Here is a 14,948-nt window from a genome sequence, read left to right as displayed (position 1 = left end):
AGGATTCGAACCTGCGACCTCCGCGTCCCAAACGCGGCGCGATAACCGGGCTACGCTACACCCCGAATTGGTTATCTTATAACGGATGCAAATATAGTTTATTTATTCATTTCACAATTACAATTTTTAAAAAATATTTATTGTTTAAAAAGCATAATTTAGTGGCTACAAATTTTTAATTTTAATAGTGTACTTACTTTCAAAAAACATATTATTTATTTTCTTTTTAGCCTCAACATTAACAAGTTATGGCCAATCTAAAATTAACGGTAAAATAATTGATGATAATAATTTAAATTTAAGCTTAGTTGAAATTACAAATATTGACACAAAAAAAAGCACAACATCAAATTTAGACGGCTCATTTAAAGTTTCAGAACCGGGCGATTACTTGTTTAAAAAAAATGGATATTCAATAAAACTTATTAAACTAAACTTTGGCAAACTCCATATTATTCAATTAAATATTAACCCTTCAGAATTAAACGAGATAATAGTAAATGCTAATCAAATACCTAAAAAACTTATAAAAGAAACTGCATCAATTAGTATTATTACATTAAATGATATAAAACGCTTTAATAATATAGATTTTTCAAAAGTTTTAAACAGAACTCCTGGCGTATTTATGCAAAATGGAGCCCTTAATACAAATAGAATTACTATAAGAGGCATAGGCTCTAGAAATCTTTTTGGAACATCAAAAATTAGAGCTTATTTCAATGATATTCCATTAACAAATGGAAGTGGAGAAACTAATATTGAAGATTTTGAACTTGCTTCTATCTCACGTTTTGAAATTAATAAAGGTGCAGCTTCAAGTATTTATGGTGCTGGACTTGGTGGCATTATTAACTTAAAAGCACAAAAAGCCCATTTAAATCAAACAGAACTAAATACAGAATTATCTTTTGGTTCTTTTGGTTTAACAAAAGGCATTATAAATATGAATCATGGTACCAGTAAAAATAGTTACAGAGCAATTTATAGCAATACACACAGCGATAGTTATCGTGAAAACAATAATTATAACAGGCAAACTTTCACCTTTAACACAAATCATTTTATTGATATAAAAAACGATGTATCAATTTTAGCAAGCTACGTTGATTTAAAAGCATTTATACCTAGCTCTATTAATAAAACCGATTATTTAAACAATCCTAAAAAAGCTGCTTTTACATGGAAACAAGCGCAAGGGTATGAAGATTCTAAACGTGGTATTTTAGGACTATCATGGAATCATGAATTTAAAACCAATTTTAAGCTAGCAACTAGTCTCTTTACCTCTTTTAGAAATGGATATGAACCAAGACCATTTAATGTTTTGGAAGAAAACTTATTTGCGTTTGGCTTTAGAACACGAATATTAGGCCATTCCAAGTTATTTAATAAAAAACTAACATATACTTTTGGTGGCGAACTTTTTAGAGATAGTTATAAGTATGAAACTTTTGAAAATCTATATGAGAATAACCTCAATTCTAATGGAAGTATTAAAGGTGATAAACTTTCAAACTTTAAAGAAAAAAGAAATTATTTCAATGTTTTTACTGAAACTAATTACGAAGTATCAAATAAAACAACAGTTTCTTTGGGTTTAAACTTAAATAAAACAGCTTACAAGTTAGTTGACAACTTTGTGTTTTCTGATGAAAACCCAGATCAATCCGGAAGGTTTAATTATAAAAGTATTATTTCTCCAAAACTTGGAGCATCACATTTATTAACAAAAAACTTAAGTGTTTTTACAAGTATTAGTCATGGATTTTCTCCTATCTCACTTAATGAAACACTTTTACCAAATGGCCAAATAAATACGAGTTTAAAACCAGAAACAGGTTGGAATTTTGAACTTGGTTCTCGAGGTACTATTCTAAAAAACAAATTACATTTTAATGTTTTAGTATACCGATTAAACATTAAAAACCTTTTGGTTTCTAGAAGAACAGCACAAGATGAATTTATAGGTATTAACGCTGGCAATACTCAACATGATGGATTTGAAATTGCATTAAATTATGATTGGATAAAAAAAGAAAACACAACTGTTAATACATTTTTAAATTACACTCTAAATAATTTTATATTTAAGGAGTTTATAGATAATACCAATAACTATTCTGGTAATGATTTAACAGGTGTGCCAAACCAAATATTTAATGCTGGTATAGATTTTAAATTTGCTTTTAATTTGTATGGAAATATAAACCACCAGTATGTAGGGAGCATGCCAATTACAGACAACAACAATTTATATACTAATAGTTACAACTTAACAAATTTTAAAATTGGCTATTTAATAAATTTAAATAAAACTTTAAAATTAAACATATACTTTGGCTTAAATAATGTACTTAATGAAAAATATGCATCACAAATATTAATAAATGCATCTGGTTTTAATGGTAACGCTCCCAGATACTACTACCCAGGCAATCCAGTTAATTATTATAGTGGCATTAACTTTAATTATAATTTTTAGTGTAAATTTATAATCAATTTTATAACAAATGAAAAAAGTAGCAACCTCACTTCTAGTTATATTAACAAGTATTTGTTTTACTTGTGCTCAACAGCAAGATTCTAAAGTAAAAGCTGATGAAAATACAGATATAAATTACACTTTAGAAGTTGTAATACCAGATCTGGATAACCCTTGGGGCATGGTTTTTTTACCAGATGAAAGCATACTTTTTACTGAAAAATCTGGTCAACTAATTCATTATAAAGATGGCAAAAAAACCATTATTGAAGGTTTGCCTGAAATTTATGTAAGAGGCCAAGGCGGCTTATTGGATATAGAATTGCATCCTAATTACAAAGAAAATGGTTGGCTATATCTTTCATTTTCTTCCCCAGAAGGTGAAGGTGAAGGCGGTAACACAGCAATTATGAGAGCAAAACTACAAGCCAACAAACTAGTTAACAAAGAATTACTTTACAAAGCTGCTCCAAACACAAAAAAAGGGCAACATTGGGGCTCTCGCTTAGAATTTGATAATGAAGGGTATTTATATTTCTCAATTGGTGATCGTGGGCAACGTGATGAAAATCCTCAAGACATTACACTTGATGGTGGTAAAATTTACAGGATTCATGACGATGGGAGAATTCCAGAAGACAATCCTTTTGCAAACACCCAAAATGCAAAAACAGCTATATATAGTTATGGCCACAGAAACCCGCAAGGACTAACATTACACCCTCAAACAGGTGAAATTTGGGAACATGAACACGGACCAAAAGGAGGCGATGAAATAAACATAATTAATAAAGGCAAAAATTATGGTTGGCCTGTTATTTCTTATGGTGTAAATTATAGTGGCACAACTTTTACAGATATAACAGAAAAAAAAGGAATGGAACAACCTGTTTTCTATTGGGTTCCATCAATTGCTCCGTGCGGTATGACCTTTGTTACTTCAGATAAATATCCAGAATGGAAAGGAAACTTACTAGTGGGTTCTTTAAAATTTAAATACTTGGAACGTTTAGTCCTAAAAAATAACAAGGTTATTAAACGAGAAAAACTATTTGTAAACAATAATGATGTTAGAAATGTAAGACAAGCTCCCGATGGCTATTTATACTTCAGTATGGAAGGCAAGGGCATTGTTAAAATTGTTCCAAAAAAATAATAGTATGAAACTTTTTATATTAAGCATAATATTTTTTTCATTTTTATCTTCAATCGTTATCATTGATTCGAATCAAAATGACCCTTTAAAAGAAAGTATTGCTCGTGGTAGTGAAATTTATACAGATTTCTGCATGCAATGTCATTTACCAAATGGTGAAGGTGTTGAAAACACATTTCCGCCACTTGCTAATTCAGATTATTTAATCCAAAATAGAAAGGCTAGCATTAGGGGAATTAAATTTGGCCAACAAGGAGAATTAATAGTTAATGGAAAAAAATATAATGGCAATATGACACCTATGGGTTTAGAAGATGATGAGATTGCAGATGTCATGAATTATATTACAAATAGCTGGGGTAATAAAAACAACAAAATAGTTACTGTAGAAGAAGTTTCAAAAATCAAAAAATAAGTAAAATTTCTACAAATCATTAAGCATTTAACTAACTTTGTAGAAAGCTAATCAAACATTAAATCATGCTAATTATAGGAATCGCTGGCGGAACAGGTTGCGGAAAAACAACTGTTGTTAATAAAATATTAAATGAACTTCCAGAAGGTGAAGTTGGCATCATATCTCAAGACTCATATTACAAAGATACTTCCCATTTATCTTACGATGAACGTATTAAAATAAATTTTGACCACCCTAGATCAATAGATTTTGACTTACTAGTAAAACATCTTGAAGAATTAAAAAATAACAGCCCTATTCACCAACCTGTTTATTCTTTTGTGAAACATAATAGAACAGGCGATACTGTTTTGACACACCCCAGAAAGGTTATGATTGTAGAGGGAATTTTAATACTTACAAATCCTGAGTTAAGAGATATGTTTGATATTAAAATATATGTGCATGCTGATAGTGATGAACGCTTAATAAGACGTTTAAAACGAGACATATCAGATAGAGGGAGAGATTTAGATGAAGTTTTAACACGTTACCAAAACACATTAAAACCCATGCACAATCAATTTATAGAACCTATGAAAGAATATGCAGATATTATAATTCCAAACAACAAACACAATACAGTTGCCATAAATATTGTTAAAACTATTATAACAGATAGACTATAACATGGTACTTCTAAATAACAAATATTTAAAACCTTTAAAAAATATATTCATACTTATACTAGTTGTTTTTGGAGTTTGGATGTTATTTTTTGATGCCAATTCTTGGCTTATTCATCATGAATTAAACACAGAAATTGACGATTTAGAAAACGAGAAAAAATACTATAAAAAAGAAATAGAAAAAGACAAAAAAGATTTAAAAAAACTAAGTACAGAAGAAGGTTTAGAAAAATTTGCAAGAGAAGAATATTACATGAAGCGAGATAATGAAGAAATTTACATTATCGAGTATGAAGATAGCTTAAAAACAATTAAAGATGAGTAATAATTTGTTTAGAGAGTTTGAATCTGTTTCTGCAAAACAATGGAAACAAAAAATTCAGTTTGATTTAAAAGGCGCTGATTACAACAATACACTTATTTGGAAAACCAATGAAGATATTGATGTAAAACCTTTTTATCATGCCGATGGTTTCAATAGTCTCCCTAACATTTCAAATACAAAAGCAACAGCCTGGAAAATTTGTCAATCTATATTTGTAGCAGATGTTGAAAAATCAAATTTAAAAGCTATCAATGCTATAGAAAGAGGTGCAGAAAATATTAATTTTATTATCCCTTCCGAAACTGTTTCTCTTGAAAATTTAATTATAAACATCAACCCAAACAAAACTTTACTGAGTTTTAAACTACAATTTCTTTCTGAAGAATTCACAACTCAATTAAACACATTAATACCTTCTGCTAAGATAGATGTTGATTGTATTGGGCACTTAGCAAAAACTGGTAATTGGTTTAAAAATTTAAATGATGATTTTAAATTTCTTGAAGCTAATACCATAAACAACTCTTTTATAAGTGTTCATGCTTCATTATACCAAAATGCAGGTGCAAATTTAGTACAGCAATTAGCTTACTCTATAGCTCATGCCAATGAGTACCTAAATTTTTTAGACACAACAAATATTAAGTTGCAATCAATAAATATATCATTTCATGTTTCAGTTGGCACAAATTATTTTTTTGAAATAGCCAAATTAAGAGCATTAAGAAAATTATGGCAATCTTTAGCTTTAGAGTATGATGCAAATCCAGAATGTGAAATCAATATAACGCCCACAAAACGAAATAAGACACTTTACGATTACAATACTAATTTATTAAGAACCACTACCGAGTGTATGAGTGCTATTTTAGGCGGAGCTAATTCAATATGCAATTTACCATATGACGCTATTTACCATAAAAGTAATGAGTTTAGTGAACGCATTGCCAGGAATCAACTTTTAATATTGAAGCACGAAAGTTATTTTGATAAAGTTAACAACCCTACAGATGGTTCATATTATATTGAAAGTTTAACTAATCAACTATCAGAAAAAGCACTAGAATTATTTAAAAGTATTGAAGCTAACGGAGGTTTTTTAAAACAACTTAAAGCAGGAACTATTCAACGAAAAATAAAAGAAAGCGCAAAAAGAGAGCAACAACAATTTGATAGTGGCGAAGAAATTTTATTAGGCACAAACAAACATCCTAATGCAAATGATAAAATGAAAAACGAATTAGAACTTTATCCATTTGTTAAAATCAATAAGAGAAAAACATTAATAGAACCCATTATAGAAAAACGATTATCAGAACATTTTGAACAAAAACGATTAAAAAATGAAAATTAAAATGAACTCAAAAATCACACTATTAACACTTATTTTTGTAGCAACCGTATTTAGTTGTAAAAAACAAAACACTTTTTCAGATTTTAAATATGCAGACAAACCTGTTGCTTTTACTTGCGAAGGTGTTAATAACAACTTATTAAATGAAGCCTTGTATAGTTTTGAAGACGATATAGCAAAACATTACAATAAGGCAATGCCAAGCCCAAGGTTAGACAAAGCATATTCACAAATAATAAGAAACTCAGTATTTGGTAGACTTAAAATAGAAGATATAGTTTCAGAACACACAGTAAGCGTATTTGAGGCATTAAAAAAAGAAGATGATTTATGGGATGCTACTAACCCAAAAAGCCACTTAAATTACAATAGTACAACCCTAAAATGTATAACAGACAACTTTAAAGACAGTAATTTAAAAACAACTTTAAATGCTCTTATCTCAACCAATAGTATGGCACCAAAACTTTTTGCACCAGCCATAGTTAATAAGTATAGAAATGCATTAAATGATAAAAATTTAGCCATATATATAGCTTTAGATTTATATTATGCTAAAATGTTTGACGTCGATTTTTCTAAAGTAAATTTTGATAAAACTGAGGAAAAAGTTGACTTCAATAAAGTTCCTCAAATGGATCAAAAACCAACTGTTGATCCACATGCAGGTCATAACCATTAAGATTTTATGAAAAGAAAAAACCTTCAACATATCGAATTAACTGCAGGATTAAAAAAGAAAACTTTAGAGTATTCTATTTTTAAAACTGCGGAAGATATTGATATTAAGTCCACTTATACAAAAGAGGATGTTGAAGGTTTAAATCATTTAAATTTTGTAGCTGGTATAGCCCCGTATCTTAGAGGCCCCTACAGTACTATGTATGTTCGTAGACCTTGGACCATCCGTCAATATGCTGGGTTTTCTACTGCAGAAGAAAGTAATGCCTTTTACAGAAGAAATTTAGCTGCTGGACAAAAAGGACTCTCTGTAGCTTTTGATTTAGCTACTCATCGAGGTTATGACTCAGACCATGAACGTGTTGTTGGTGATGTTGGTAAAGCCGGAGTAGCTATTGACTCGGTTGAAGATATGAAAGTATTATTCGACAAGATTCCGCTAGATAAAATGTCTGTCTCAATGACTATGAATGGCGCTGTTTTACCAATTATGGCGTTTTATATTGTTGCTGCAGAAGAACAAGGTGTAAAACCAGAGCAATTAGCTGGTACGATTCAAAATGATATTTTAAAAGAGTTTATGGTGCGAAATACATATATATATCCACCTAACCCTTCCATGAAAATCATTTCAGATATATTTGAGTACACGAGTAAAAACATGCCAAAGTTTAATAGCATAAGCATATCGGGTTACCACATGCAAGAAGCTGGTGCAACTTGCGATATAGAGTTAGCTTATACTTTAGCAGACGGGTTAGAATACATTAGAAAAGGATTAGCCGCAGGTATGGATATCGATACCTTTGCACCTCGCCTTTCGTTTTTCTGGGCTATTGGCATGAACCATTTTATGGAAATTGCAAAAATGCGAGCCGCAAGAATGCTTTGGGCTAAATTGGTGAAACAATTCAATCCAAAAAACGAAAAATCTTTAAGCTTACGAACACATTGCCAGACTAGTGGTTGGAGTTTAACAGAACAAGACCCTTTTAATAATGTAGCACGAACAACTATTGAAGCAACTGCAGCTGCTTTTGGTGGTACCCAAAGTTTACATACCAATGCTTTAGACGAAGCTATTGCATTACCAACCGATTTTTCTGCACGTATTGCAAGAAATACTCAAATTTATTTACAAGAAGAAACCAAAATAACTAAAACTGTAGATCCATGGGCAGGAAGTTATTATGTTGAAAAACTAACGCATGATATTGCAGAAAAAGCATGGAGATTAATTGAAGAAGTTGAAGAGCTTGGTGGCATGACTAAAGCCATTGAGGCAGGTATTCCTAAAATTAGAATTGAAGAAGCTGCCGCCAGAAAACAAGCTAGAATTGATTCTGAACAAGATATTATTGTTGGCGTAAACAAATATATTCTTGAAAAGGAAGATCCAATTTCAACACTTGAAGTAGACAATCAAACTGTTAGAAACTCTCAAATTGAACAATTAAACAAAATAAAAAATGATAGAAACTCAATAAAAGTTAAAGCTACTTTATCAAAATTAACTGAAGCAGCACGAACAGGACAAGAAAATTTATTAGCTTTAGCTGTTAAAGCTGCTCGCGAACGTGCTACTCTTGGAGAAATTAGTGATGCGTTAGAAGTAGAATTTGGAAGACACAAAGCACAAATAAAATCATTTTCTGGAGTGTATAGCAAAGAAATTAAAAACGACAAATCATTTAAAAAAGCTCAAGAATTAGCTGATATTTTTGCAGAACAAGATGGTAGACGCCCTCGAATTATGATTGCAAAAATGGGACAAGACGGCCATGATCGTGGCGCAAAAGTAGTTGCCACAGCTTATGCCGATGTTGGTTTTGATGTAGATATTGGCCCTTTATTTCAAACACCGCAAGAAGTAGCTAAACAAGCTATTGAAAACGACGTACACATTTTAGGAGTTTCTTCCTTAGCTGCAGGACATAAAACTCTAGTACCTCAAGTTATTGATGCTTTAAAAGCCTTTGGACGTGATGATATTATGGTTATTGTTGGAGGCGTAATACCAAAACAAGATTATCAATATTTATTTGATGCTGGTGCTGTTGCAGTTTTTGGTCCTGGGACTAAAATTAGTGATGCTGCCATAAAAATTTTAGAAATTCTAATAGATTAATTTTTATAAAACTAAACCATTTAATGGTTAATTATAACCTACTTGATATAATTAGTATTTTATCCTTATTTATTGGGCTCCTTTTTGCAGCTTTCCTATTTACTGCAAAAACAAAAAACAGATTAAGTAATCAAATATTTGGAGTATTTCTTTTCTTATCAGCAATAGACAATATATTTATATCTAAAATTTTAGGCGATAATTTTGGAGGTCTTAGCAGAATCATTTCACTTGGAGTATTCTTACATTTACCTGTGTTTTATCTCTATATCGTTTCTGTTTGTTATTCAGATTTTAAGCTAAAAACCAGACATTTATTACATATCATTCCTTATTTAATTGTAAACCTTTTGGTGTTAACTAATTTTTATGGAGTTAATCCTGATTCAAAAATTATTTTATTCCATAATATTTCTGATGCTCTTAAAAATAGTTTCATTCATATATTCGTTCATCTTCAGGTTGTGTGTTATCTAGTTGCTGTTTTTATAGTATTAAAAAAAGCAAAGACAATTTACCTAGAAAACTACGCCAATTCTACTATTTCATTTTATAAATGGTTATTTCAGTTAACAGTTGTTATTTCAATACTTCACGCTTTTGCTATATTAAAAAACATCTATAAGTTTTCAGATTACGAAACCTTTTATTATTGGACCAGAATAATACTTGTTCTTACCGAGTTAATTATATTTTGTTGGTATGTTTTAAAAGCTTTAAACACTCCTAATCTTTTTAAAAGTGTTGACTCAAAACTAAAACTAACAAGCAATTTAATCACAGAAAGAGAAGGTGATTCAATTAAAAAAGACCCCATTAATAATGAAGTTGAAGCATTAAAAAATTATATGATAAAAGAAGAGCCTTTTCTCGACTCATCTTTAACAATGCAAGATTTAGCCAATCAAATGCATTTAAATGTAAGAGACGCTTCTATTCTAATAAACCACACCATTGGGCAACATTTTTTTGATTTTGTAAATGAATATAGAATTGAAAAAGCAATGAGAATTTTAGAAAACCCATTAAATAATAAACAAACTGTTTTAGAAATTTTATACGAAGTTGGTTTTAATTCTAAATCCTCATTTAATACCGCTTTTAAAAAATACACAGGTACAACGCCTACTCTATACCGAAAAAGCAGACAACAACAAGCAGCTTAACTATGGATAACACATCAATAATAAGCATTACTAGTTTTATAATTGTTATGCTGTTTTTACTTTTTGCAGTCTTTTTATTAACTGTAAAAACCACAAAAAAACTCAGCAACAAACTACTTGCTGGCTTTTTAATTATTACCGCTGTAGATATTAGCGTGTTCTTTTATCATAATTTCATAGCATTACCAGCAGTTCTAGAAATGCTCAGAATACAAATTTCTGCTTTTAAAGATCCTTTACTTTTTCTATATATACTATCAGTTATATATTCAGATTTTAAATTAAAAGCTAAACACGCTGTTCATCTGATTCCTTGGGTAATAAATATCACCATTTTACTTCCTAACTTTTTTCTAGTTTCAACAGAAGCTCAAATAGCATTCCTTTCTAATTTCAATTTTACAACAGAATCCTACTACATCTCACTAATAGGAAAAATAATTGAAGTTATTTATATTATTGCTGAAGTATATTACCTTTTTAGGTATCGCAAATTATTATTGGAAAATTACACAAGTAAGGAAGCTTTTTATAACTACCATTGGGTAAAACAACTCATAATTTTTATATTAATTGGACAATCACTCACTTTTGTAAAAGCCTTCATAAGAGATTCAGGAGATTTTGATGTGGATTTCGTTAATATTTTTAGAGTCATTTTATTATTATTCGGCTTATTCTTTAGTTTTTGGTTGGTTTTTAAAGCCTTATTATCGCCCAAATTATTTAGAGGTATTGGTGTTAATCTCCAATTATCTAAAGAGATGGTTAAGCAAACTAACTCAAGTAAAGACCACGAACAAAATGAACAAATACGACACATTAAATCTTTTATGGCTAAAGAAGAACCTTTTTTAGATGCTTCATTATCTGTTCAAAGTTTATCAGATAAATTAGGTATTCCCTCTCGAGAATTATCTGTTTTAATTAACCAAGAACTTAAACAACACTTTTTTGATTTTGTAAATGACTATCGTATTGAAAAATCTAAAAAAATATTAGAAGATTCATCTAAAAACAAACTTACTATACTGGAAATTTTATATGAAGTAGGTTTTAATTCTAAATCTTCTTTTAACACAGCTTTTAAAAAACATACTGGACTCACCCCCACCCTATACCGTAAAACATCTCAAAATCAGTAGCTTGTAAAAAGTCGAACGTTTTTTTAAAAAAAAGTCGAACTCATTTTTTATTAAAAAAGGGTTCGACTTTTTTTATTCGGTCGCCCAAAGTTTCTTTTAGATACATATTTGCATCAAACAAATTGTAATCACATAAAAAAACAGAAATCATGAAACGACTTGTACTTTTAATCATCTTAATATATCCGTTACTAATTTTTTCTCAAATAGAAATAAAAGGAAATATAGCAGATATAAACGAACCTATTGTTTGGGCAAACATTATACTAACACAATCGGATAATGATAAAATTATTGGCACCACATCTAACTTTGATGGTAACTTTATTTTAAACGCCGAAAAAGGCAATTACACACTTACTGTTAGTTATGTTGGTTACACGACTTTTAAAAAAGAAATTAAGCTAGAAAGCAACATAAATTTAAATACTATTACACTTCAAGCCGACACTAATTCTTTAGACGAAGTTGTAATTACAAGTCGTAAAAAACTAATTGAGCAACAACCAGACCGCATTATTTTTAATGTTGAAAATAGCATAACAGCAAGTAATGGAGATGCGCTTGACGCTTTAAAAGTAGCTCCTGGTTTACAAGTACAAAACGGCGTTATTAATATGTTTGGCAAAGGCAACCCTAGGGTTATGATTAATGGCAGAATACTTCCGCTTTCTGCCGAAGAACTAACCAGTTATTTAAACACACTATCTGCGAGCGATATTAAAAAAATTGAAGTTATTACTTCGCCTCCTTCAAAATATGATGCTTCTGGTAATGGCGGATTAATAAACATTATTTTAAAAACAGGTACTCAAAATTCATGGAAAAACACCACATCTATATTACATAACATAGACACGTACAATTACACTACTTTTAGAAATAGCTTGCTATTTAATAAAAACAAAATCAATTTATCTTTAAGCATTGATAAAACTAGAGGATACATTAGAGGTGAAGAAGATTTTCAGGTATATTATCCAACCAGTACTTGGGATATAGATATAAACACTAAAGATCATAAAAAGGCATTTTCGGGACGCTTACTATTAGATTATGATGTTACCGAAAATACAACTGTAGGAATACAATATTTTAGCAATAAAACCAATCCAGATATAAGTGACAGAAGTATAACAAATATTTACAATACTTCAAATACTATAGATTCTTTATTAATTAATAATGGTAAAGAATTTGATGAAAGAATAAGCCATACGTTAAACGTACATTCAATAACAAAACTAGATTCGTTAGGAAAAAAACTATCAATTGATGCAGATTACTTTACTTATGATGCAGAAAAAAGCAGAAATTTTAAAACCGAAAGCTTTGATGCAAACAACCAGTTTCAAAATGTAAATCTTTCAGCATCAGCAAATTCTATTCAGAACTTAAAAAACGTAAGTTTAAAAGCAGATATGGATCACCCTTTAAAAAGTATAAATCTTTCTTACGGCTTTAAAGTAAGTGCTACAGATAGCAAAAGTGGTATTGATTTTTATAATACAATTTCTGGTTCTGCCGAATTAGATACTAATGTTTCTAATTCATTTAGATATGAAGAAAACAATCAAGCAATCTACGTAAACGGAAGCAAAAAAATAAACACCAAATGGCAATTACAATTAGGTTTAAGATTAGAAAATACTCAAACAAAAGGGTTTTCTTTTGAATTAAACCAAACCACTAAAAATGACTATTCAAAGCTATTTCCTTCACTATTTGTTTTGTACAACAGTAACGATAACAATACCTTTTCTTTAAGTTATGTAAAAAGAATTCAGCGCCCTGCCTTCAACCACTTAAATCCATTTAGAGTATATGTAAGTAGCAATACATATAGCCAGGGAAATCCTTTTTTACAACCCAGTTTCAATAATAATTTTGAATTAAAACACACTTACAAAAACAAGTTAACAACCAATGTTTTTTATAACATAAATAATAATGCGTCTGGAGTCATTTTTACATCAAACATTGAGGAGAGCACACAAATTGTAACACGAGATAATTTCTTTAATCAATATACAATTGGTATAGGGCAAAGTTATCTTTTTAATGAATTAAATTGGTTACAAAGTCAAAACAGCTTTACTGCTATACATGTTAAAAGTAAATTTACAAAACCTTTTAATGCTACACCTCAAAATGGATTATCATACATAGCATCATCAAATAATACCATTAAAATAAACGATACTAACAGGATTCAAATTGACGCAAATTACAACTCTAAAGCCAAGTCAGATTTATTTACTATAGGGGATTCGTTTAGCCTAGATTTAGGATATAGTACATCATTTTTAGACAAAAACCTTCAGTTTTCATTAGTTTTTAAAGATGTATTCGCTACTTCTTATTTAAATAATTTAGAGTCAAATGTTAATGGAGTCCGTCAAGTATATGGACAAAATAGAAATAACAGATATGTTAAATTCTCACTAAGTTATAGCTTTGGAAACAAAAAAATAAAAGAAAAAAGCAGGCAGTTTGGGAACGAAGAAGAAACACGAAGAGTAAATTAATGACCATAATGTATAATATAAACCAGCTTCAATAAAGCTGGTTTATTAGTTTAAATAACTGTTAACAAGTTCCGTTTTTATTCCTCGCAAATAATCGTATTTTTGCCTCTAATAAAACCAAATCATTTAATGGGTAAAATCATAGCAATTGCTAATCAAAAAGGCGGTGTTGGTAAAACAACCACTTCAATTAATTTAGCAGCTTCACTAGGTGTTCTAGAGAAGAAAGTATTACTTATAGATGCTGACCCTCAAGCAAATGCAACTTCCGGAATTGGAATAGATGTAGAATCTGTTGATATAGGAACATATCAACTTTTAGAACATTCTCATTCTGCAAAAGAAGCTATTGTAAAAACAGAAACTCCAAATCTTGATATTATTCCTGCTCATATTGACCTTGTAGCTATTGAAATAGAACTTGTTGATAAAGATGAGCGTGAGTATATGCTTAAAAAAGCATTAATAGACATTAAGGACGATTATGATTACATTATTATAGATTGTGCACCATCATTAGGCCTATTAACTTTAAATGCGCTAACAGCTGCTGATGCTGTAATTATTCCTATTCAATGTGAATATTTTGCACTAGAAGGCTTAGGTAAATTATTAAACACAATTAAAAGTGTACAAAAAATTCATAATGCAGGATTAGATATTGAAGGTTTACTATTAACTATGTATGATTCTCGCTTAAGATTATCAAATCAAGTAGTAGAAGAAGTTCAAAAACATTTTAATGATATGGTTTTTAAAACCATCATACAACGAAATGTTAGACTAAGTGAGGCACCAAGTTACGGAGAAAGTATAATTAATTACGATGCCAGTAGCAAAGGTGCTAACAATTACTTAAGTTTGGCAAAAGAAGTCATTAATAAAAACGCTTAA

12 protein-coding genes are annotated in these 14,948 nt (G+C 29.9%); all 12 read left to right on the top strand.

Annotated elements, in window-relative coordinates; all coding sequences use genetic code 11:
* Positions 1–187: 187 nt before the first annotated feature.
* Positions 188–2,485: a TonB-dependent receptor gene (locus Q0842_RS15075; protein WP_298500029.1), complete on the top strand. Its 2,298-nt coding sequence runs from the start codon at positions 188–190 to the stop codon at positions 2,483–2,485.
* Positions 2,486–2,513: 28 nt separating this feature from the next.
* The gene (locus Q0842_RS15070) at positions 2,514–3,641 is read left to right on the top strand and encodes a PQQ-dependent sugar dehydrogenase (RefSeq protein WP_298500027.1); all 1,128 of its coding nucleotides are present in this window, start codon (positions 2,514–2,516) and stop codon (positions 3,639–3,641) included.
* A 4-nt stretch (positions 3,642–3,645) separates the two neighbouring features.
* Positions 3,646–4,056, top strand: a complete 411-nt coding sequence (locus Q0842_RS15065; RefSeq protein WP_298500025.1) for a cytochrome c — start codon at positions 3,646–3,648, stop codon at positions 4,054–4,056.
* Between the two features lie 65 nt (positions 4,057–4,121).
* The gene (gene udk, locus Q0842_RS15060; RefSeq protein ID WP_298500023.1) at positions 4,122–4,727 is read left to right on the top strand and encodes a uridine kinase; all 606 of its coding nucleotides are present in this window, start codon (positions 4,122–4,124) and stop codon (positions 4,725–4,727) included.
* Between the two features lies 1 nt (position 4,728).
* Positions 4,729–5,052, top strand: coding sequence for a septum formation initiator family protein (locus Q0842_RS15055; RefSeq protein WP_298500021.1), 324 nt, complete (start codon positions 4,729–4,731; stop codon positions 5,050–5,052).
* Entirely contained in the window at positions 5,045–6,406 is a 1,362-nt protein-coding gene (locus Q0842_RS15050; protein ID WP_298500018.1) for a methylmalonyl-CoA mutase subunit beta, read from the top strand. The genes Q0842_RS15055 and Q0842_RS15050 overlap by 8 nt, the downstream gene beginning before the upstream one ends.
* The gene (locus Q0842_RS15045) at positions 6,396–7,088 is read left to right on the top strand and encodes a hypothetical protein (protein ID WP_298500015.1); all 693 of its coding nucleotides are present in this window, start codon (positions 6,396–6,398) and stop codon (positions 7,086–7,088) included. The genes Q0842_RS15050 and Q0842_RS15045 overlap by 11 nt, the downstream gene beginning before the upstream one ends.
* 6 nt (positions 7,089–7,094) lie before the next feature.
* On the top strand, positions 7,095–9,215 hold the full coding sequence (gene scpA, locus Q0842_RS15040) for a methylmalonyl-CoA mutase (RefSeq protein ID WP_298500011.1): 2,121 nt from the start codon (positions 7,095–7,097) through the stop codon (positions 9,213–9,215).
* A 23-nt stretch (positions 9,216–9,238) separates the two neighbouring features.
* Complete coding sequence (locus Q0842_RS15035) at positions 9,239–10,381, top strand: AraC family transcriptional regulator (protein ID WP_298500008.1); 1,143 nt, start codon at positions 9,239–9,241, stop codon at positions 10,379–10,381.
* Positions 10,382–10,383: 2 nt separating this feature from the next.
* Positions 10,384–11,526, top strand: coding sequence for an AraC family transcriptional regulator (locus tag Q0842_RS15030; RefSeq protein WP_298500005.1), 1,143 nt, complete (start codon positions 10,384–10,386; stop codon positions 11,524–11,526).
* A gap of 149 nt (positions 11,527–11,675) precedes the next feature.
* Positions 11,676–14,054: a TonB-dependent receptor gene (locus tag Q0842_RS15025; protein WP_298500001.1), complete on the top strand. Its 2,379-nt coding sequence runs from the start codon at positions 11,676–11,678 to the stop codon at positions 14,052–14,054.
* Between the two features lie 129 nt (positions 14,055–14,183).
* Positions 14,184–14,948, top strand: coding sequence for an AAA family ATPase (locus Q0842_RS15020; RefSeq protein ID WP_298499998.1), 765 nt, complete (start codon positions 14,184–14,186; stop codon positions 14,946–14,948).

Origin of the sequence: uncultured Algibacter sp. (assembly GCF_947495675.1) — a bacterium.
Classification (GTDB): Bacteria; Bacteroidota; Bacteroidia; order Flavobacteriales; family Flavobacteriaceae; genus Algibacter_B.
This window is presented reverse-complemented; position numbering and strand designations above follow the sequence as displayed.